We start from the raw sequence: 20967 nt of genomic DNA, 5'->3' as shown, positions 1-20967 counted from the left end.
CACCGGGTCCGCCCAGAGCGACCGCACGGACAGACACACAAGTCCCGTCACCACCGTGACCTGAGGGGCGGGAGTTTTCTGGCGTGACGCATGAGGTACAGAAAACCCGTCCGCTTCGCGGACCGGCCATAGGCAGCCAGGCATATGGGGTGCTACAAATACGGCATGTCGGACGCATTCGCCCGATTCAGGTGTCACTTCCGGCGCTTCACAGCCGGCCGGAGCCCGCGCAGCGTCGCCGGGCAGGTTTTCCTTTTGCAAGTGGCGCTGGTGGCACTGCTCGTGGTCTGCGGCGTCATCGCTCTCGTCGTGCAGTCGGAACGTGACACCACCAGTGATGCCAGGCGCCGGTCCGTCGCCGTCGCGCAGACCTTCGCGCACTCCCCCGGCATCCTGCAGGCCCTGCGCACTCCGGCGCCGTCCAAGGTGCTCCAGCCCATCACCGAGGCGACACGCAAGGCAGCGGGCGTCGACTTCATCGTGGTCATGGACACCAAGGGCATCCGCTACACCCATCCCATCCCGAGCAAGATCGGGCACCGGTTCGTGGGCACGATCGGGCCGTCACTGGCCGGGAAGGTCTACACCGAGACGGTCCACGGGCCGCTCGGCCACGAGGAACAGGCGACCGTTCCGGTCGACGACACGCACGGCAGGGTCGTCGCCCTCGTCTCCGCCGGGCTCAAGGTGAAGAACGTGACCGGCGAGGTGTACCGGCAGCTGCCGATCATCCTGGCCACCGGGGCCGGCGCGCTGGTGGTGTCGACGGGCGGTACGGCACTGGTGGGCCGTCGGCTGCGGCGGCAGACGCACAGCCTGGCCCCGGACGAGATGACCCGGATGTACGAGCACCACGACACAGTGCTGCACTCGGTGCGCGAGGGCGTGCTCATCGTCGGTGGTGACGGGCGGCTGCTTCTGGTCAACGACGAGGCCGCCCGGCTGCTGGAGCTGCCCTCCGATGCCGAGGGGCGCGCGGTGCGGGAGCTGCCGGGGCTCGACGCCGAGACGGTGGACCTGCTCGTCTCCGGGCGCGAGGCCTCCGACGAGGTGCACTTCGCCGGGGGCCGGCTGCTGGCGGTGAACCAGCGGCCCACGACCCGCGCGGGCGGCCCCTGCGCGACGGTGGTGACGCTCCGCGACTGCACCGAACTGCAGGCCATATCCGGCCGTGCGGAGGTGACGCGGGCGCGGCTGGAGCTGCTGTACGACGCGGGCCTGGGCATCGGCAGCAGCCTCGACGTGGTCCAGACGGCCGACGAACTGGTACGGGTCGCCGTCCCCCGGTTCGCCGACTTCGTCACCGTGGACGTGGCCGACGCCGTGCTGCGCGGCGAGGAAGCGGGACCGACGGCGACCGACATGCGGCGGGTCGCGGTGGGCGGTATCCGCAACGATCACCCGCTCTACGAGAAGGGGCAGCTGATCGACTTCCTGCCCGCCACCCCGCCGGCCCGCGGCTACCGCGCCGGCCGCTCCGAGCTGGTGACCGATCTGTCGGACACCAACGGCTGGACCGTGCAGGATCCGCAGCGTGCCCGGCAGATCCTGGACTACGGCATCCACTCGCTCATCTCCGCCCCTGTTCAGGCCCGTGGCAGCGTGCTGGGTGTGGTCAACTTCTGGCGTTCCAAGCGGGAGCCCTTCGACGCGGAGGAGCTGTCGCTGGCGGAGGAGCTGGTGGCCCGCGCCGCGGTGAGCATCGACAACGCCCGACGCTACACCCGCGAGCACGCCATGGCCGTGACCCTGCAGCGCAGCCTGCTGCCGAGGGCGCTGCCCGTGCAGAGCGCCCTCGACGTGGCCTATCGCTATCTCCCCGCCCAGTCGGGTGTGAGCGGCGACTGGTTCGATGTGATCCCGCTGCCGGGCAGCCGGGTGGCGCTGGCCGTCGGCGACGTCGTCGGTCACGGTCTGCACGCCGCGGCGACGATGGGCCGGCTGCGGACCGCGGTGCACAACTTCTCCACCCTCGACCTGCCGCCCGACGAACTGCTCGGCCACCTGGACGACCTGGTCGGCCGGATCGACCAGGACGAGGCCTGCTCACAGACGCCCGGCGAGATCGTGGGGGCCACCTGCGTGTACGCGATCTACGACCCGGTGACGCGCCGCTGTGCGATGGCGCGTGCCGGGCACCTCGCGCCCGCGCTGGTCTCGCCCGACGGCAGCGTCTCCTTCCTCGATGTGCCGGCCGGGCCGCCGCTGGGCCTGGGGGGCATGCCGTTCCAGGCGGCGGAGTTCGAGCTCGCGGAGGGCAGCGGGCTGGTGCTGTACACCGACGGCCTGGTCGAGGACCGCTCGCGCGACCTGGACGTGGGGATGGAGCTGCTGCGCCGGTCGCTGGCGGATCATCCCGACCGGCCGCCCGAGGAGAGCTGCCGGGCGGTGCTGGAGGAGCTGCTGCCCGAGCGTCCCGGTGACGATGTCGCCCTGCTCATCGCGCGCACCCGGGCGCTGCCGGCCGACCGCGTCGCCGAGTGGGACGTACCGCGAGAGCCGGCCGCCGTGTCGGGGATGCGTGCCGCCGTGTCCGAGAAGCTGGCCCAATGGGACCTGTCCGAGCTGGGTTTCGGGATGGAACTGGTGCTCAGCGAGCTGATCACCAATGCCATCCGCTACGGCTCCGACCCGGTCCATGTGCGGCTGATCCATGACCGTTCGCTGATCTGTGAGGTGGCCGACGGCAGCAGCACCTCGCCGCATCTGCGGTACGCGGCAGCGACCGACGAGGGCGGACGCGGCCTGTTCCTGGTCTCGCAGCTGTCCGAGCGCTGGGGGACCCGGTACACCCCGCAGGGCAAGGTGATCTGGGCCGAGCTGGCGGTGCCGGATCTCGGCGCACTCCTCGCGGAGTGAGCCGGACCGGGGTCAGGCGGAGCTGCCGAGCGGCCGGGAGGTCTCGCGCCGGCGGCGGGCAGGCGGTCCTGCGCGGGCTGTCCGGGCGGGAACGACGGACCGGCCGCCGGGAACTCGACCGTGAACTCGGTCCGGCCGGGGGTGCTGGCCACGCGGGCCGTGCCGCCATGTGCGCGGATGATCGCCGCCGCGACTGCCAGTCCGAGTCCCGAGCCGCCCTCGGTGAGGCCCTGGCGAGTGCGGGAGGTGTCGGCGCGGGTGAAGGGGTCGAAGACCGTGGGCAGCAGGGCGGGCGGGATGCCGGGGCCGTTGTCGCCGATGTGGACCGTGTGGTGGCCAGGGGCGGTCTCGACGCGGACGGTGACCGTCGTGCCGGGCGGGGTGTGGATGCGGGCGTTGGTCAGCAGGACGGCCACGGCCTGGTGCAGGCGGGGGGCGTCACCGGCGACCAACGCCTGGGAATCCAGGGAGAGTTCGAGGCGCCAGACGTGGTCCGGGGCGGCCGTACGGGCATGCCGTACCGCCTCCGCGACCAGGGCCGCGAGGTCCACCTCGGCCGTCCGCGGGGCCCGGTCCTCGGCGAGGCGGGCGAGCAGCAGCAGGTTCTCGACCAGGCCGGTCATCCGGGCGGACTCGGTGCCGATCCGGCGCCAGGCTAGGCCGGCCGCGGCGCCTGGTCCGGGGGCGCGGTTGATCAGTTCGGCGTAGCCGACGATGGAGGCGAGCGGGGTGCGCAGTTCGTGGCCGGCGTCGGCGATGAAGCGGCGCATGCGTTCCTCGTCGCGCCGGCGTTCGGCGAGGGCGGCCTCGACCTGATCGATCATGCGGTTGAGGGCGGCGCCGACCTGGCCGGTCTCCGTGCCGGGGTCGGTGTCGGGCACGGGGATCCGGGCGAGCGGGAGGGGCCGGCCGGGGGTGAGCGGTGCCCGGGTGACCTGGGCCGCGGTGACGGCGACCCGGCCGAGGGGCGCAGTTGGCGCCGGACGGCGAGGGCGCAGCCGCCGCCCGCGAGGAGCAGGACGGCGCCGGTGGCCGCGGCTTCGATGCGTGTCAGCTGGGCGAGGGTGTGCCGTACGTCGTCCTGGGGCAGGCCGGCCAGGACGCGGATGCCGCTCGCGTCGAGGGCGGTGAGACGGTAGGTGCCGAGCCCGGGGACGGTGCGGGTGTGAACCGAGCCGTCGTCGGGGACGCCCGTGAGGGCGCCGCGCTGGGCCACGGTGAGCGGGAACGGGCCGTCGTCGCCGCGGACGACGGCGGCGGACAGGATGGCGCCGCCGGTGTCGAACCGGGCGGCGAGCAGCCCGTCCGGGTGGCCGCCGGTGCCGAGAAAGGCGAGGTCGGCGGGGCGGGCGGGGTCGCGGGCGGCACCGGCCACACCGTGTGCGGCGGCGTCGGCGACCCGGTCGTCCAACGCGCCCATGAGGAAGGCGCGTTGGGAGAGGGCGGTGATGAGGGCGAGGACGGCGCAGACGGCGACGAGGGTCGCGGCGACGAGAAGCGGCAGGCGGGTGCGCAGCGGCCGGATCCGGTGGCAGCGGCTGCGGGTACGTCGGGCGTGCGGCCCAGGGGTGCCTGGCATGGAGCGATTCTGTGCCGGTCGGCTGAGGGAAGCCTGTGCTCCGTCTGGGGAAGGGCGATGGGTGCGGCGGGAAGGCCACGCGTCCGGACACGGCGAAGGTCACACCCCGGATACGCCCAAGGGCCGCACCCCCGGTGTTCCGGGGATGCGGCCCTCTACGGCTGTGCCGGTCGGCTGCTACCTGGGGATCACTTGCGGATCAGGTTGCGCAGCACGTACTGCATGATGCCGCCGTTGCGGTAGTAGTCGGCCTCACCAGGGGTGTCGATGCGGACGACCGCGTCGAACTCGACGCCCGTGTCGGTGGTGACCTTGACCGTGCGCGGGGTGGTGCCGTTGTTCAGCTCGGTGACGCCGGAGACGGAGAAGGTCTCCTCGCCGGTCAGGCCGAGGGACTCGGCGGAGGCGCCCTCCGGGAACTGGAGCGGGAGCACGCCCATGCCGATGAGGTTCGAGCGGTGGATGCGCTCGTACGACTCGGCGATGACGGCCTTGACGCCGAGGAGCGCGGTGCCCTTGGCGGCCCAGTCGCGGGACGAGCCGGAGCCGTACTCCTTGCCGGCCAGGACGACCAGCGGGATGCCGGCGGCCTGGTAGTTCTGCGAGGCGTCGTAGATGAAGGAGACCGGGCCGCCGTCCTGCGTGAAGTCACGCGTGTAGCCGCCCTCGGTGCCCGGCGCGATCTGGTTGCGCAGGCGGATGTTGGCGAACGTACCGCGGATCATGACCTCGTGGTTGCCGCGGCGGGAGCCGTAGCTGTTGAAGTCGCGGCGCTCGACGCCGTGCTCCGTGAGGTACTGGCCGGCCGGGGTGTCGGCCTTGATGGCACCGGCCGGGGAGATGTGGTCGGTGGTGACCGAGTCGCCCAGCTTGGCGAGGACCCGGGCGCCGGCGATGTCCTCGACCGGGGCCGGCTCCATGCCCATGCCCTCGAAGTACGGGGGCTTGCGGACGTAGGTGGACTCGGCGTCCCACTCGAAGGTGTTGCCGGTCGGGACCGGGAGGGACTGCCACTGGGCGTCGCCCGCGAAGACGTCGGCGTAGGACTTCTCGAACATGTCCTCGCCGATGGCGGCCGCGACGACCTCGTTGACCTCGGCCTCGGTCGGCCAGATGTCCTTCAGGTGGACCGGGTTGCCGTCCTGGTCGATGCCCAGGGCGTCACGCGTGATGTCCACCTTCATGGAGCCCGCGATGGCGTAGGCGACGACCAGCGGCGGGGACGCCAGGTAGTTCATCTTGACGTCGGGGTTGATCCGGCCCTCGAAGTTGCGGTTGCCGGACAGCACCGAGGTGACGGCGAGGTCGTGGTCGTTGACGGCCTTGGAGACCTCCTCCGGCAGCGGGCCGGAGTTGCCGATGCAGGTGGTGCAGCCGTAGCCGACGAGGTTGAAGCCGAGCTTGTCCAGGTACGGGGTGAGGCCGGCCTTCTCGAAGTAGTCGGTGACGACCTTCGAGCCCGGGGCGAGGGTGGACTTGACCCACGGCTTGCGGGTCAGGCCCTTCTCGACCGCCTTCTTGGCGACCAGGGCGGCGCCGATCATGACGTACGGGTTGGACGTGTTGGTGCAGGAGGTGATGGCCGCGACGGTCACCGCACCGTGGTCCAGCTCGTAGGTGGTGCCGTCGGGGGCGGTCACCGGGACCGGGTTGGACGGGAAGCCGTTCGGGTGGACGGCCGGGGCGTCGGAGGCCGGGAAGGACTCCTTGCCCGCCTCGTCGGCGTCGTCCACGTAGTTGCGGACGTCCAGCTTGAACTGCTCGGCGGCGTTCGCGAGGACGATGCGGTCCTGCGGGCGCTTCGGACCGGCGATGGACGGGACGACCGTGGAGAGGTCCAGCTCCAGCTTCTCGGAGAAGTCGGGCTCGGCCTTCGGGTCCAGCCAGAGGCCCTGCTCCTTGGCGTAGGCCTCGACGAGGGCGACCTGCTGCTCGGTGCGGCCGGTCAGGCGCAGGTAGTTCAGGGTCTCGTCATCGATCGGGAAGATCGCGGCGGTGGAGCCGAACTCCGGCGACATGTTGCCGATGGTGGCGCGGTTGGCGAGGCTCGTGGCCGCCACACCCTCGCCGTAGAACTCGACGAACTTGCCGACCACACCGTGCTTGCGGAGCATCTCGGTGATGGTGAGCACGAGGTCGGTGGCGGTGGTGCCGGGCTGGAGCTCGCCGGTGAGCTTGAAGCCGACGACGCGCGGGATGAGCATGGAGACCGGCTGGCCGAGCATGGCGGCCTCGGCCTCGATGCCGCCGACGCCCCAGCCGAGGACACCGAGGCCGTTGACCATCGTGGTGTGCGAGTCGGTGCCGACCAGGGTGTCCGGGTAGGCCTTGCCGTCGCGGACCATGACGACGCGGGCCAGGTGCTCGATGTTCACCTGGTGGACGATGCCGGTGCCCGGGGGGACGACCTTGAACTCGTCGAAGGCGGTCTGGCCCCAGCGCAGGAACTGGTAGCGCTCCTTGTTGCGGCCGTACTCCAGCTCGACGTTCTGCTTGAAGGCGTCGTTGGTGCCGAACTTGTCGGCGATGACGGAGTGGTCGATGACCAGCTCGGCCGGGGCCAGCGGGTTGATCTTGGCGGGGTCGCCGCCGAGCTCCTTCACGGCCTCACGCATGGTGGCGAGGTCCACGACGCAGGGAACGCCGGTGAAGTCCTGCATGATCACGCGAGCCGGCGTGAACTGGATCTCCTGGCTGGGCTGGGCCTGGGAGTCCCAGCCGCCGAGGGCACGGATGTGGTCGGCGGTGATGTTCGCGCCGTCCTCCGTGCGGAGCAGGTTCTCCAGCAGGACCTTGAGGCTGTACGGCAGGCGGGCCGAGCCCTCCACCTTGTCCAGCCGGAAGATCTCGTACGACTCGTCGCCCACCTGCAGCGTGCTGCGGGCGTCGAAGCTGTTCGCCGACACGACAGTCTCCTTCATTGATGTGCGCGTACCACCGTCAATCGTGCCGCCACGCCGGCTGGACCGATCCACTAAGGTACGGCTAAGTTAGGTAACCCTTAGCGGGTGGCGGGTGCGGTGCGCCTGGCAGATATCTCGATGTCGAGATAACTCTAGTACATGGCCGCCGGATGGTCATGCCGGACCCCGCCGCGCCCTGCCGCATTTCGGCGAACGGCACCCGACATGTCCTACACGTCCGGAACTATCACAGTTCTGCGGACGAATCACCCGGACGCCGGACATCCTCCGCGCCTTCGCTGGTCATTGACGTGCCGTCACCCGAATGGACCCCCCTGACGGGCGCCATCTCATATCTGAGATAGCCTCAACCTCATGGCAGACGACTACCTCATGCGCATCGGCAAGCTCATCCGTGACGCCCGGCAACACCGGGGCTGGACACAGACGCAGCTCGCAGAGGCGCTCGGCACCAGCCAGAGTGCGGTCAATCGGATCGAGCGGGGGAACCAGAACATCAGCCTTGAGATGATCGCCCGCATCGGTGAGGCCCTGGACAGTGAGATCGTGTCGCTGGGGTACGCGGGTCCGATGCATCTGCGCGTGGTCGGCGGGCGCCGGCTGTCCGGCTCCATCGACGTGAAGACGAGCAAGAACGCCTGCGTGGCGCTGCTGTGCGCCTCGCTGCTCAACAAGGGGCGCACGGTGCTGCGCCGGGTCGCGCGGATCGAGGAGGTGTACCGCCTGCTGGAGGTGCTGAACTCCATCGGCGTGCGCACTCGCTGGATCAACGACGGCGTCGACCTGGAGCTGGTGCCGCCGGCCCAGCTGGAGATGGCGGCGATCGACGCGGAGGCCGCCGTACGCACCCGCTCGATCATCATGTTCTTCGGCCCGCTGCTGCACCGCATGGACGCCTTCAAGCTGCCCTACGCCGGCGGCTGCGACCTCGGCACGCGGACCATCGAGCCGCACATGATCGCGCTGCGCCGGTTCGGCCTGGACATCGCGGCCACCGAGGGGCAGTACCACGCGCGGGTCGACCGCGCGGTGCGCCCCGACCGTCCGATCGTACTGACCGAGCGCGGCGACACGGTGACCGAGAACGCGCTGCTGGCCGCCGCCCGGCACGACGGCGTCACGGTCATCCGCAACGCCTCCTCCAACTACATGGTCCAGGACCTGTGCTTCTTCCTGGAGGCCCTCGGGGTCAAGGTCGAGGGCATCGGCACGACCACGCTGACCGTGCACGGCGTGCCGAACATCGACGTCGACGTGGACTACTCCCCCTCCGAGGACCCGGTCGAGGCGATGAGCCTGCTGGCCGCCGCCGTGGTGACCGAGTCGGAGCTGACGGTGCGCCGCGTGCCCATCGAGTTCCTGGAGATCGAGCTGGCGGTCCTGGAGGAGATGGGCCTCGACCACGACCGCAGCCCCGAGTACTGCGCGGACAACGGCCGTACCCGCCTGGTCGACCTCACGGTCCGCCCCTCCAAGCTGGAGGCGCCGATCGACAAGATCCACCCCATGCCCTTCCCGGGCCTGAACATCGACAACGTCCCGTTCTTCGCGGCCATCGCGGCGGTCGCGCAGGGCAAGACCCTCATCCACGACTGGGTCTACGACAACCGCGCGATCTACCTGACCGACCTCAACCGCCTCGGCGGCCGCCTGCAGCTCCTCGACCCGCACCGCGTCCTGGTCGAGGGCCCGACCCGCTGGCGCGCCGCCGAGATGATGTGCCCGCCCGCCCTGCGCCCCGCCGTGGTCGTCCTGCTGGCGATGATGGCGGCCGAGGGCACGTCGGTGCTGCGCAACGTGTATGTCATCAACCGGGGTTACGAGGACCTCGCCGAGCGGCTGAACTCGATCGGGGCGCAGATCGAGACCTTCCGGGATATCTGAGCGCCCGCCAGGAACGAGTCGTCGCAGCAGCTTTGACCTGCGGAAACGCAAGGCAGAGGGAAGTGCGGCGGCTCCCCTGGGACTTCTCGGGGACCCGGGCCGAGGCCGGGCTCCTGCCGTGCGACCTCATCCACCGGGGGCACCTCCGGGGGATGCCGGATGATCACAGCCTGAGACTCTGTGCCCGGGAGTCGGCGTTCTCCAGCGCCTGACGGACGGCGTCGGGATCCGCGAGGTCAGCCTCGAAGACCTCGGGCACGCCCAGGCCGGCGACGCGTCGGCGCCCGGTCGGCCCGTGCACCATGGCACGGGCTCTGAAGGGCGCCCGCCGGGCCGCCTGAAGCAGGTGTGTGCCGCAAGCTCCCGGCCGCTCCGACCACCACGAGCAAAGGCAGCGCTTCACCGCGTACCGCTTCCGTTGCGGACGCTCCCCCGTCCCCTCTCATGCGACGGCTGGGTCACGGGACGAGGACGATCTTCCCTGTCGTGTGCCCGGTCATGATCCGCCGATGGGCGGCAGCGGCCTCGCGGAGCGGGTGGCTGCCGGCGATCAGGACGCGCAGCCGCCCGGCCGCCGCGGCTTCGGTGAGCCGCAGGCGCGCGGCGGCGCGGATCTCCGCGCCGGGGTCCGCGCCGGGCCCACCGCCCAGGAGCTTGATCCCGGCTCCGGCACCGCGCTCGAACGCCGCGATCGTCGCGATGCGGGACCGGTCCGCCACGAGCTCCACCGAGACGTCCACCGCCTCGTCGGTGCCCACCAGGTCGGCCGCCGCCTGGACGCCCGCCGGTGCTGCCGCACGTACCCGGTCGGCCAGACCCGGCCCGTATGCGACCGGAATCGCGCCCAGCTCACGCAGCACCTCGTGCTTGGCCGGGCTCGCCGTGCCCAGCACCGTGACACCGCGCTCGACGGCCAGCTGCACGGCCATCAGGCCGACCCCGCCGGCGGCGCCGTGGATCAGCACCGAGTCGTTCTCCCGCAGGCCGATCGCTTCGAGGACGTGTACGGCCGTGACGCCGGCGACCATCAGCCCGCCGGCCTGCTCCCAGGAGAGACCGGCGGGCTTGGGCACCACCGACGAGGCCGGCACGACGAGTTCGGTGGCGTACGCGCCGGGCGCTCGGTACACGATCACCTCGTCGCCGACCGCTATCGGGCCGGCGGGTCCGGTCGCGCCTGCACCGACCGCGGTCACCACACCGGCCGCCTCGGCACCGAGCCGCATCGGCAGGTTCGCCGGATCGGTCCCGAAGGCGCCGCTGTACACCTTGTGGTCGACGGGGTTGACACCGACGGCACGGACCTCGATGCGCACCTGGCCCGGACCGGGCTCCGGTACGGCGACTTCGATCACCGACAGCACGTCCGGACCGCCGTAGGCACGCGCTACTACTGCTTCGCTCATGTCGGCGGACAACGCGGTGCCGGGAGGACCGATTCCCGCTCACGGGCAAATTTTTTGAGCGGAGCGCTCCGCTCCGATAGGCTGGTCGACGGATCACGCCGACGCGGGAGGACACATGAACGCCACGACCAAGCCGACAGCCCTGGTGACCGGCGGCAGCCGGGGAATCGGCGCGGCCACCTCCCGGGAACTCGCGGCTCGCGGCTACCGCGTAGCCGTCAACTACTTCTCGAACCGTGCGGCGGCCGACCAGGTGGTCAAGCTCGTCGAGGCCGACGGCGGTGAGGCCTTCGCCGTGCAGGCCGACGTGTACGACCCCGGCCAGGCGGCCGGCCTGCTGGAGCGCTCCGCGCCCGAGGGGCGCCTGGACGTCCTGGTCTGCAACGCCGGTGCCCGCTTCACCCCCACCCCGGTGCAGACCCTCGCCTGGGACGACTTCCGGACCAAGGTGACGGACGAGCTGGCATCCGTCTACACGCTCACCCAGCGGGCACTGGGGCTCATGGGCGCCCAGGGGCAGGGCCGGATCGTGTATGTCTCCAGTGCCGTGGCCGACGGTCCGCCCGCCCCGGGCATGGCCGCCCACGGCACCGCCAAGGCCGCCCTGAACACCTTCGCCCGCTTCGTCGCCCACGAGGCCGGTCCCCTGGGCATCACCGTCAACGTCGTGGCACCCGGCTACGTCCGCACGGAGAGCAGCGCGCGCATGCCGCAGGAGTTCCAGCGGCGGCTGGCGGAGAACACCCCTCTGGGGCGAGTCGCCGAACCGGAGGACGTGGCCCGGGCGATCGCCATGCTCGTCGGCGAGGAAGCGGGCTTCGTCACCGGCGAGGTGCTCACCGTCGACGGCGGGCACGGCGTGGCACGGCCGTAGAGGAGAATGCCTGCCATGGGTGACACGCAGACGGGCAGGCCACGCGGCCGCCGGCGGGAGGCGGACCGCAACGACGCCCGCCTCCTGCAGGCCGCGCGCGAGGTCTTCGCCGAGCTCGGCTGGGACGCCCCCGTCTCGGAGATCGCCCGCCGGGCCGGCATCGGCATGGGCAGCCTCTACCGCCGTTATCCCAGCAAGGAACTGCTGGCTCAGCGGATGCGCATCGTGGGGATGGAACAGCTCGTCGCCCAGGCACGCACGGCGCTCACCGAGGAGCCCGACCCTTGGGCGGCCTTCACCCGCTTCCTGCGCGACGCGCTCTCGGCCCAGGGAGCCGGCGGTCCGCTGCTCCCCCTGGTCGGGGGCCGGCTGCCGGCCACCGACGAGATCGTGGCCGCCGCCGCCCAACTCCGGGCCGCCCTCGACGACTTGGTGGACGGCGCCCACCGAGCAGGAGTGCTGCGCGCCGACTTCACCTCCGCCGACGTTCCGTTGCTGCTCGAACACCTCACCGCGCGGATCCCCGTCACCGACGAGCGCGCCACCGCGCTCCACCTGCGGTACCTGGACCTGGTCCTCGCCGGGCTGTGCACCCCGGCCGCCGATGGGCCCACCGCGCTGCGCGGCCCGGCACCGGACTGGGTGGAACTCAGGGAGCTGTGGAACGCCGCTGAGGGCTGAACCGGACACCCGGCTGATGGCGTGCCTGGGACATTTCCTTACGGCCCGCATCCTGGTGACCGGAGCGACATGTATCGATGTGCTCCGGGGTGCCGTCGACCGCGGGGTCACGTTCTTCGACACGGCGGAGGTGTACGGCCCCTATGTCAACGAGGAGCTTGTCGGTGAGGCCCTTGCTCCCGTCCGCGACCAGGTCGTGATCGGCACCACGTTCGGATTCCGCATCAAGAACGGTGCCCCGGTCGGACTCGACAGCCGGCCCTGACCGACACGGTGGACACGTCGACGTCCTTCGCGACCGACGACGAGGTCGCCCCGGTCACCCGAGAGGTCCTGCGCGAGGCGGAACCCGACCGGGCCCTGCGCCCCCGCGTCCACACCGGCACACCGGCTGAGGACCGACTTCCGTTACGGGCGTCAGGATCCCGTCAAGATTCGCCCCTACGGCGCTAGGACCGCGTAAGCAGCGGTCGCCGGACCCGGTACGGGCGCCTAGCGTCGGCGTCATGCGACGGAGCGGACCGCCAGGCTCGGCCGGCGACCGCCACTGGCGTGGCAGCGCCCGGCTCGCGGTGAGCTGCGCCCTGCTGTTCTGCGCCCTGAGCCTCCTGGTCGACTGGGACGCCGGAAGCCTCACGCCCCTGCGCGCCCTGCTCTGGCTCACCCTGTCGGCCGCGGTGTGCACCGTCCTGCTTCCCCAGCGGGTGAGTGCGGGCCCCGGCTGGCTGGCGGTGCGCACGCCCTGGCGCCGGCGCATGGTCCGCACGGACGCGCTGACGGCAGTACGGCAATACGACGGCGTCTCCTCGCACCTGGTCCTGCGGGACGTCCACGGCAACCGGCTGGAACTCGACCCCCGCGTCCTCACCGCCAACCCGCTGCTCTGGCACGAACTCGACACGGGCGTCCGCCGCTCCATGGCAAGCGGCACCTTGCGTCAGGGAGCCGAGGTTCTGGAACGGCTGGGCCACCGTATCGACGACGAGGCGCTGCAGGCGGTCCTCCGGGCGTCGGGACTCTCCTGACCTCACCCGAGCGCCACGCTGATCGTCTCGGAGGAACACTTCGCCGAGGACGGCAGCCCCAAGATCGGCCCCCCGTGCCGGATGACCGACACGTTCGGCCCGCACACTGAGGGTCCGGCCGGGGACGCCTCAGCCGCGCGCCGTACTCCGCGCCGGCACGGCGCCCGAGGCGTCCCGGGCGGTCCGGTCGCCGCCGGGCCTGCCGGACCGCGGTCTGCTGTCGAGCAGCGCGACACCGGCGAGGGTGACGGCTCCGCCGAGGTACTCCACGAGTCCGGGCGTCTCACCGAGCCACACGTACGCGACGACGAGGGCGGTCACGGGCACCAGGTACAGCGCCGCGGTGGCGGCGGTGACCGTGAGCCGGGCGACGGCGTAGCCCCAGACCACGAATCCGGCGGCCGACGGCAGGACCCCGAGGTACAGCGTCGCCAGGGTGGCGCCGGCCGGGGCGGCCGGCACGGCACGCGCCGTGCTCCATCCGGCCGACGCCGCCCGCCACGGCCTGTCCGCGGGTGCCCCCGCCGAACTCGGGGACTTCGCCGACGCCCCGTGGCTGCTGCCGGGCCCCGAGACGGCCTGTCACGAGATGGCCCGACGCGCCTGCGGGGCGGCCGGATTCGTGCCCCGGCCGGTGGCCGTGGCGAACGACGTCACGGTGCTGACGGCGCTGATCACCCGCGGCGCGGGAGTGGCCCTCATCCCCCGGCCGGCGCTGCCGGTCCCCTCCCCGGAGCTGAGCGTCCACACCCTGAACACCCCGGTACGGCGCAGCATCCAGGCCGTGTACCACATGGGCATGGGCCGGCGCCCCGACATCGGCGGCACGCTCGACATGCCGGTCTCGGCAGCGGCCTCCGAGGTGCCGGCTGGTAGCCGCCGGCCTTGATCCCTACGACCGGAGGGCCATGGGTGCCCTACGCGTTCTCGTGGGCCGCGAGGGACGGACGGTCCCCCGCCTGACGGGCGGTGGATTCCCGGGCGCGCCAGGGAATCCAGATCGCCGTCAGGGTCACGATCAGGGCGGAGAGGGCGACGACAGCCATGCCCAGGGTCAGGCTCGCCGCGCCCGCGACGAAGCCGATGAGGGCGGGGCCGGCCAGCAGACCCGTGGTGCCCATCGCGGCGACCAGCGCCAGCGCGTCCGAGCCGTGGCCGGCGGCGGCGACGTAGACGCACGGGGTGACGGCGGCCGCGCCGAGGCCGACGCAGGCGAAGCCGAGGAGGGTGGGGACGACCCCGCCCGCGAGCAGGGCGAGCGCCAGCCCCGCGGCGGCCACCGCACTGCCCACCCGGACCACCCGGCCGTCGCCCCAGCGGGTGCGCCAGCGGTCGGCGCACACCCGGGCCAGCAGCATCATCACCGAGACGACGGCGATGCCCAGGGGCGCGACGGCCGCGGACGCCTTGACGACGTCCTTCAGATAGAGCGTCGACCAGTCGTTCATGGCGCCCTCGGCGATCGTGCCGAAGGCCATGGCGCAGCCCATGAGCAGGGTGGTGGCGGAGGGGAGGGTCCAACGGCGGTCCCGCTCGGGCTCGTCGGCCGCTGCCGCCGCCCGCTGGGTCAGCAGGCCGGGGCGGGCGCCGGCGAGCAGGAGCAGCAACAGGCCGCCGGAGAGGGCGAAATGGGCCGGAACGGAGGCGGTCAGGGTGGTCACGCCCGAGGTCAGCAGGGCGGCGGCGAGCAGGCCCGCGCTGAACGTCGCGTGCAGTTGGGACATCGCGGTGCGGTCGTACGCCTGCTCCAGCGCGGCACCCTGCGCGTTCATGGCGACGTTCAGGCAGCCGACCGCGACCCCGTCCGCGCACACCGCCCCCAGTGCCAGCGGATAGTCCGGTGCGGCGGACAGGGCGGCCAGTACGGCGATCAGGGCCGCGCCCGCGGCGAGGGACAGCCGGCGTGAGCCCAGGCGCCGCATCAGGACGGCGACCAGCGGGAAGGAGGCCGCCGCACCGGCCCCGCAGGCCATCAGCAGCAGGCCGACCTCCCCGGCTCCCAGGTCCAGCCGGGTCTTCAGCGCGGGGAGGCGGGAGACCCAGGTGCCGTACTGGAAGCCGAGGAAGCAGAAGAGCGCGGCGATCGACCACTTGGCGTGCCGGTAGGAGACCGTGGCCATCAGCTCGCCCTCCGCAGCACGGCCGGCCGTGTCGACATGTACACCGCGCCGGTGCCGTAGCCGGCGGGCAGGCGCGCCTCGGGGTGGGCGCGGTAGCCGTGGGCGCGCCAGAAGGGCTCCTTGCCGGTGACCGCGATCAGCGAGATGGTCGCAAAGCCGCGGCTGCGGGCCACGTCCGTGAGATGGCGGACCAGACGGGTGCCAAGTCCCCTGCGGCGTAGGGGTGTTGAGACGACGAGGTCGTGCAGGTGGAGGTTGGCGGAGGGGTGGACCGCCGGCTCGGGCCGGTTCAGGTCGGGGTAGTGGAACATCGGGTAGGGCAGGGCCAGCACGTAGCCCGCGATCCGGCCGCCCTGGTCCAGGACGAAGCTGGTGCCCGGCGAGGCCCGGGACCGCAGCCCGGCCTCGCCCTCCGTCAGCGAGGTGCCCGCGTACGCCCCGGCCTCCAGGGCCGCGACCTGGGGCCAGTCGGCCTCGGTGATGCCCCGTATGAGGTCTCGCATGTCAGTGGTGTCCTTCCTGGCCTCGGACGCAGGAGCAGGGCAGCGGGCGGATGCCGTTGAAGCCCTGGGTCATGTAGCTGGTGGCGTAGGCGCCGGCGGACAGGATCCACACCGGGTCGCCGGAGGCGAGGGACGCAGGGACGAGTACCGGGTGCCGGCCGTCGCCGTAGGCGTCGTCGCTGTCGCAGCTGGGCCCGGCGACGATCGCGGGCACGTACTCCCGCTCGTCCAGGTGGCCCGGGAAGACCATCCGGTGGGTCAACTGATCCATCTCGTAGAGTCCGTTGAACTTCCCGCAGCTCAGGTAGAGCCAGTGGGTGCCGGTGCCGTCGGGCCCGCGGCGGCGGGTCAGCCGGGAGACATGGGCGCGGACGGCGCCGTGGTCGGCGACCAGGTGCCGGCCCGGTTCCATGACGAAGTCGAGGGGGGACGCGCTGAGGTTCCGCAGGCGGTCCATGCCCTCGCGGAGCACGGCGAAGATCTTGTCCAGGGGCGGTTCGAGCGGGGTGCCGTGGCGGTCCTGGTAGCCGAGCGCGGGCAGGCCGCCGCCGAGGTTGACATGGTCGAGCACGATCCCCCGCAGCGCCAGGGCCGTCAGGGTCTCGGCGAGGGTGTCGACGGCCTGCTGCCAGGCCTCGCAGGTCATCTGCTGGGAGCCGACGTGCACCGACAGCCCGGCCGGGGTGAGTCCGGCCGCGCGGGCGGTCTCCAGGACACGGACGGCGTCCTGAGGAGAACAGCCGAACTTGCGGCTCAGGCCCCACAGGGCGCCGTCCCCGCTGGTGGTGAGACGGCAGAACACCCGTGTGCCGGGGGCGTGCCGGGCGATCGCCAGAACGTCCTCGACGCTGTCGGTCGCGAAGGTACGGATGCCTTGCCGGCGGGCTTCGGCGATGTCGTGGTCGGACTTGACCGTGTTGCCGTAGTGGATGCGGGTCGCGTCCACGCCGGTGCGCAGGGCCTGGGCGATCTCGGCGGGGCCGGCCGCGTCGACGCCGGCGCCGCGTTGCGCGAGGCAGCGGAGGACTTCGTCGACCGGGCAGGATTTGAGGGCGAAGCGGATGTGGATGCCGGGCAACTCGGTGAGGAGGGTGTCGTATTGGCGCGCTATGCCGGTGAGGTCGTAGATGATGCGGTCGGTTTCCGCAGTGCTCAATGCGGTGGTGAGGGTCCCCCTGGGGGTGGCCCGAGGCGGGGCGCTCATGTGCGGGCCGCCTCGATGAGTGCCGGCCACGTTTCCATCAGGTCGGCGAAGGCCTCGATGTCCGACTCGGCCTGGTCCAATAACCGGCCACGCTCCCTTGCAAGGTGATCAGCGAACGCCGCGTACCTGCCGCCGAGCTTGCGATACGCCGTGTCCACCCGGTCCAGACGCCACACGTTCTCGGTGCGGTCCAGGGTGGTGCTCTCCCGCAGGAACTCCACTATTCGGTCGGCCGGGAGGCCGTCCCCCTCGGCGGCCATGCGGTCGTAGACGTCGTGGAAGTAGAGCATCGACAGCAGGAACTTCACGAACCGGCGCTGGTAGGCGGGGAATCCGGTGTCGGTGCGGCGTTCGGGGGTGTGGAAGTTCTCGATGTGCCGGTTGTGCAGGATGCCGGGCAGGCGGGTGTCGTGGACGAGGTGGAGGAGGAAGTAGTCGCTGCCGATGGTGTCGGTGGCGGGCGGCAGCGGGACGCGTTCGTAGACAGAGCGGTCGAAGGCGACGTTGCACATGTCGACGCGCATGGGGTCGACCACGGTGAGGGTGGAGTGGTCGGCGGTGAACGGGGCCGTGCCGGCGCCGGTGAAGGACTCCTCGACCAGGTCCCGTTTGCGGTCCTCGGACCAGTCGCCCGGCGCCCAGAGGCTCACTACGTCGTGGTAGACGCCTTCGTCCAGGCGTCGTATCTCCCCGATGTCGACGGAGAGTTCACCGATGAAGGAAGCGCCCACCAGTGACACCGGGCGGCTCAGCAGCGCCGGGGCGAGGTCGGTCCGGGTGACGGAGGCCATGGCCTCGGCGGCGGGGCGGCCGAGGTGCGGCAGCTCGTGCCGGACCGGGAACACCGGCTGTCCGGCGTGGAGTTGGTAGGCGCTGTCGGAGTCCCTGCGGTGCAGGGAGGTGCAGCCGAGTGCGGCGGCCAGGAGGAAGGCGCGGTTGGTGCAGGCGCCGTAGGAGACAGCGGGCGGGAGCATGAGGCGGAGCAGGCGGTCGGGGTCCGGAAGGCCTGCCCGGTCGATCGTCCGGCGCAGGAAGGCGCGTTGCTCGTCCTCGTCCAGGTGGTGGACGGTGACGCCGGGCGTCCGGCGGAGGGCGGCTGCGACCCGGGCGTGTTCGGCGCGGGCACGGGCGTCTGCGGAGTCGAGGATCAGCAACTGGACGTCGGCACCGAAGTGTTCGGCCGCGTAGGCGGCTTCGGTGTGGATCGCGGTGATGGTGGCGGAGCAGGCCCGGTTGGTGGGCAGGCACAGGCAGATCCGGTTCACTGGGCCTCTTCCGCCGCGGTGGTCCAGGAGTCCAGGCCGAGCAGTCTTCTGCCGAGTGGGTCGAGCGTGGCGGGCCCGTAGCGGTGGGCCTCGGGCTCGCGGGAGTCGCCGAGGAGGGTGGCGTTCCAGTCGGGGGTCGCGAGGGTGCGCCAGGAGTGGATCCGGGAGTCGCGCAGCGTGGTGTGCTCCTCCAGGGCGGGCATCATCGACAGGTACTGGACGGCTCGGACACCGTTGTCAGAGAGGTTCGGGGCGACGCCGTGCGCCAGCAGGCCGTTGAAGATGAGCAGGTCACCGGCCTGGAGCTCGGGGCGGATCACCGGGAACTCGGCGCGGTCGGTGCCGGGGCGGACCGGGTCGCGGCCGGCGGGCCGGGCGATGCGCCACTCCTCGAAGCGGCGGAAGAGTTCCGGGGCGCACTGGAAGCCGCCGAGCTCGGGCCGGGTGTCGTTGAGGGCGATGATGCCCTGCACGCGCTGCGGGAGGACGGCGAGGGTGGTGTCGACGTCCCAGTGCAGTTCGATGTCGAAGCCCTCGTCGGTGGGTTCGATCAGGGAGCGGGAACGGGTGCGGGTGTTGGGCGGGTTGAGGTTGAGGCGGTCCAGGGTGACCCACAGCTCCGCGCAGTCCCAGACGTCCACGAAGGCGTCGTAGACCCGACGGCTCTGGCGGCTGTCCCAGATGAGCTGGTGGTGGTAGGCCTCCACGAAGCCGTAGATGAACAGGTGCTGGTCGAGGTCGGAGCGGAACTCCGGCTCTCGGTACCAGGTTTCGGGGTCGTCGGGGTCGAGGCCCTGGAACTGCCAGGCGAAGTCGAGGAGTTGCTTGGCCTCGCCGGGCGTGATGGCCTCGCGGACGACGACGTAGCCGTACGTCTGCCAGAAGGCGAAGTCCTCCTCCGAGAGTACGCGCAGGGGGTGGGTCTTCTTCAGGTCCCGCAGCGGGGCCGGGGCGAGGTAGGTCTCGCCGTCGGCGCTGAAGTAGGGGCGGTCGGAGGCGGCTCGGTGGAGGAAGGGGTGGGGCGTCTGCATGCGATTCCTCTGGAAAACACGGGAGAACAAGTGCGAGCACGTGCTGTGGAGATCCGGGGAAAAGAGCAAGATCGTGCGGGCCGCCCGCGCTTTCGTCGCGGGCGGCCGGCGGGGGCCGCTTCGGTCAGCCGGCGACGACGGCCTCGGCCGCCGCCACCCCGCAGACGCGGGCGGCACCGTAGCTGGCGATGTGCAGGGCGCCGCGCGGGGCGGCCTGCGGCAGGCCCATCTCGACGACGACGGTGTCGGGGCGGGCGGCGAGCAGGGTGTCGAGGGCGGCGCCCATCCAGGGGTGCCGGTGCTCGTCACGGACCACGGCGACGATCCGGCGGCCGTCGGCGGCGGCGAGCACCTCCGCAGCGGCGCCGTCGCCGGTGTAGGAGCCGGCGGTGGTCCCGGGCAGCAGTCGCTCCAGCTCGGCGGCCACGCCCCACGGGGTCTGGTCGCCGACGGCGATGTTGCGGGCGGGCTCGAACTGGGCGACGTACAAAGGTGAGTTGAGAGGCGATACGGCGGCGGTGCGGGTCACGCGGAGGGCTCGGCGGGCCGCGATCAGGCCGATCTCGGGGTGGGGCGCGGTGTCCGTGCCGGCGCCGCGCGCCTCGGCCGTCCACCGGGCGAGGTCGCGCACCCGGGCGGCCGCGTCGGCGAGGCGTTCCTCGGGCAGTTCGCCGGAGCGTACGGCGGCCACCAGCGCGTCCCGGAGCCCCAGGACCGTACCCTCGTCGCACAGTCCGCCGCCGACGCAGATGGCGTCGGCGCCGGCCGCGATGGCGAGGACCACGCCGTGTTCCAGGCCGTAGGTGCCGGAGATCGCCCGCATCTCCATGCCGTCGGTGACGATCAGGCCCTGGTAGCCGAGTTCGCCGCGCAGCAGCTCGGTGAGGATGCGGGAGGAGAGGGTGCCCGGCCGGTCGGGGTCGAGGGCCGGGACGAGGATGTGCGCGCTCATGATCGCCCGGGTGCCGGCGGCGATCGCCGCGCGGAACGGGGGCAGTTCGCGCGCGTACAGGGTGTCGGCGTCGACGTCGATGCGGGGTACGGCGTGATGGGAGTCGACGTTGGTGTCGCCGTGGCCGGGGAAGTGCTTGGTGCAGGCGGCGACGCCGGTGGACTGCAGGCCCTCGACCCAGGCGGCGGTGTGCCGGGCGACCAGGTCGGTGCTCGCGCCGAAGGAGCGCACCCCGATGACGGGGTTGTCGGCGTTGGCGTTGACGTCGGCGGACGGCGCCCAGTCGAAGTTCACGCCGCAGGCGGTCAGGCGACGGCCCAGCTCGCGGGAGACGGCCCGGGTGAGGCCGGGGTCGTCGACGGCGCCGAGGGCGTGGTTGCCGGGGAAGGTGGAGCCGGTGCGCACGTCCAGGCGGGTGACGTCGCCGCTCTCCTCATCGATGGCGACCAGCAGGTCGTCCCGCTCGGCGCGCAACTGGGCGGTGAGCGCGGTGACTTGGCTCTCGGTGACGACGTTGCGGCCGAACAGGGCGACGGAGGCGAGGCCCTCGCCGAGGCGGCGGCGCACCCAGTCCGGCGCGGTGGTGCCGTCGAACCCCGGCTGCAGGACCGCGAGGGCGTCCCGCGTCAGGGTGTCAGGGCCGGTGGCGAGTGTGGTCAT

Annotated in this window: 17 protein-coding genes and 2 pseudogenes; 7 read left to right on the top strand and 12 right to left on the bottom strand. The window is 72.0% G+C overall.

What is annotated here, in order from left to right; genetic code table 11:
* The first annotated feature begins 165 nt into the window (after positions 1-165).
* On the top strand, positions 166-2859 hold the full coding sequence (locus LE548_RS05800) for a SpoIIE family protein phosphatase (protein ID WP_225095547.1): 2694 nt from the start codon (positions 166-168) through the stop codon (positions 2857-2859).
* 164 nt (positions 2860-3023) lie between these two features.
* Here the strand turns inward: LE548_RS05800 and LE548_RS45935 are convergent.
* The 3 genes and pseudogenes from LE548_RS45935 to acnA form a co-directional block, all read right to left on the bottom strand.
* Positions 3024-3629 (bottom strand): annotated as a pseudogene (locus tag LE548_RS45935) (sensor histidine kinase); the annotation flags it as partial.
* 50 nt (positions 3630-3679) lie between these two features.
* Positions 3680-4438, bottom strand: coding sequence for a hypothetical protein (locus LE548_RS45930; RefSeq protein ID WP_308029926.1), 759 nt, complete (start codon positions 4436-4438; stop codon positions 3680-3682).
* Positions 4439-4626: 188 nt separating this feature from the next.
* The gene (gene acnA / locus LE548_RS05790; protein ID WP_308029924.1) at positions 4627-7344 is read right to left on the bottom strand and encodes an aconitate hydratase AcnA; all 2718 of its coding nucleotides are present in this window, start codon (positions 7342-7344) and stop codon (positions 4627-4629) included.
* Positions 7345-7716: 372 nt separating this feature from the next.
* Between acnA and LE548_RS05785 the strand changes: the two genes are divergently transcribed.
* On the top strand, positions 7717-9246 hold the full coding sequence (locus LE548_RS05785) for a UDP-N-acetylglucosamine 1-carboxyvinyltransferase (protein WP_225095545.1): 1530 nt from the start codon (positions 7717-7719) through the stop codon (positions 9244-9246).
* A gap of 163 nt (positions 9247-9409) precedes the next feature.
* Here LE548_RS05785 and LE548_RS05780 read toward each other — a convergent pair whose 3' ends face one another.
* The gene (locus LE548_RS05780) at positions 9410-9550 is read right to left on the bottom strand and encodes a hypothetical protein (RefSeq protein WP_225095544.1); all 141 of its coding nucleotides are present in this window, start codon (positions 9548-9550) and stop codon (positions 9410-9412) included.
* Between the two features lie 154 nt (positions 9551-9704).
* Positions 9705-10652, bottom strand: coding sequence for an NADP-dependent oxidoreductase (locus tag LE548_RS05775; protein WP_225095543.1), 948 nt, complete (start codon positions 10650-10652; stop codon positions 9705-9707).
* A gap of 115 nt (positions 10653-10767) precedes the next feature.
* Here LE548_RS05775 and LE548_RS05770 point away from each other — a divergent pair, with 115 nt between their 5' ends.
* The 4 genes and pseudogenes from LE548_RS05770 to LE548_RS05755 all read left to right on the top strand — a co-directional run bounded on the left by LE548_RS05770 (position 10768) and on the right by LE548_RS05755 (position 13232).
* A complete protein-coding gene (locus LE548_RS05770; RefSeq protein ID WP_225095542.1) occupies positions 10768-11526 on the top strand; it encodes an SDR family oxidoreductase in 759 nt (252 codons plus the stop codon).
* Positions 11527-11541: 15 nt separating this feature from the next.
* The gene (locus LE548_RS05765; RefSeq protein ID WP_225095541.1) at positions 11542-12207 is read left to right on the top strand and encodes a TetR/AcrR family transcriptional regulator; all 666 of its coding nucleotides are present in this window, start codon (positions 11542-11544) and stop codon (positions 12205-12207) included.
* A 69-nt stretch (positions 12208-12276) separates the two neighbouring features.
* A pseudogene (locus LE548_RS05760) lies at positions 12277-12469 on the top strand (aldo/keto reductase); the annotation flags it as partial.
* 244 nt (positions 12470-12713) lie between these two features.
* Positions 12714-13232, top strand: a complete 519-nt coding sequence (locus tag LE548_RS05755; protein WP_225095540.1) for a hypothetical protein — start codon at positions 12714-12716, stop codon at positions 13230-13232.
* A 129-nt stretch (positions 13233-13361) separates the two neighbouring features.
* Here the strand turns inward: LE548_RS05755 and LE548_RS05750 are convergent, their stop codons facing one another.
* On the bottom strand, positions 13362-13694 hold the full coding sequence (locus tag LE548_RS05750; RefSeq protein ID WP_225095539.1) for a DMT family transporter: 333 nt from the start codon (positions 13692-13694) through the stop codon (positions 13362-13364).
* A gap of 10 nt (positions 13695-13704) precedes the next feature.
* Between LE548_RS05750 and LE548_RS05745 the strand changes: the two genes are divergently transcribed.
* Positions 13705-14121, top strand: coding sequence for a LysR substrate-binding domain-containing protein (locus tag LE548_RS05745; RefSeq protein WP_225095538.1), 417 nt, complete (start codon positions 13705-13707; stop codon positions 14119-14121).
* 28 nt (positions 14122-14149) lie between these two features.
* Here LE548_RS05745 and LE548_RS05740 read toward each other — a convergent pair whose 3' ends face one another.
* The 6 genes from LE548_RS05740 to LE548_RS05715 all read right to left on the bottom strand — a co-directional run bounded on the left by LE548_RS05740 (position 14150) and on the right by LE548_RS05715 (position 20967).
* Positions 14150-15463, bottom strand: a complete 1314-nt coding sequence (locus LE548_RS05740; protein ID WP_374116030.1) for an MFS transporter — start codon at positions 15461-15463, stop codon at positions 14150-14152.
* Positions 15352-15855, bottom strand: coding sequence for a GNAT family N-acetyltransferase (locus tag LE548_RS05735; RefSeq protein WP_225095536.1), 504 nt, complete (start codon positions 15853-15855; stop codon positions 15352-15354). Before LE548_RS05735 ends, LE548_RS05740 begins: the two co-directional genes overlap by 112 nt.
* 1 nt (position 15856) lies before the next feature.
* The gene (locus tag LE548_RS05730; protein WP_225095535.1) at positions 15857-17059 is read right to left on the bottom strand and encodes a type III PLP-dependent enzyme; all 1203 of its coding nucleotides are present in this window, start codon (positions 17057-17059) and stop codon (positions 15857-15859) included.
* The gene (locus LE548_RS05725; protein ID WP_225095534.1) at positions 17056-18324 is read right to left on the bottom strand and encodes a DUF6271 family protein; all 1269 of its coding nucleotides are present in this window, start codon (positions 18322-18324) and stop codon (positions 17056-17058) included. Before LE548_RS05725 ends, LE548_RS05730 begins: the two co-directional genes overlap by 4 nt.
* Complete coding sequence (locus tag LE548_RS05720; protein ID WP_225095533.1) at positions 18321-19355, bottom strand: phytanoyl-CoA dioxygenase family protein; 1035 nt, start codon at positions 19353-19355, stop codon at positions 18321-18323. The genes LE548_RS05725 and LE548_RS05720 overlap by 4 nt, the downstream gene beginning before the upstream one ends.
* A gap of 124 nt (positions 19356-19479) precedes the next feature.
* Positions 19480-20967 (bottom strand): glycoside hydrolase family 3 protein, encoded by a 1488-nt coding sequence (locus LE548_RS05715; RefSeq protein WP_225095532.1) that lies wholly within the window; start codon positions 20965-20967, stop codon positions 19480-19482.

Origin of the sequence: Streptomyces sp. CoH27 (genome assembly GCF_020181035.1) — a bacterium.
Lineage (GTDB): Bacteria > Actinomycetota > Actinomycetes > Streptomycetales > Streptomycetaceae > Streptomyces > Streptomyces camelliae.
This window is presented reverse-complemented; position numbering and strand designations above follow the sequence as displayed.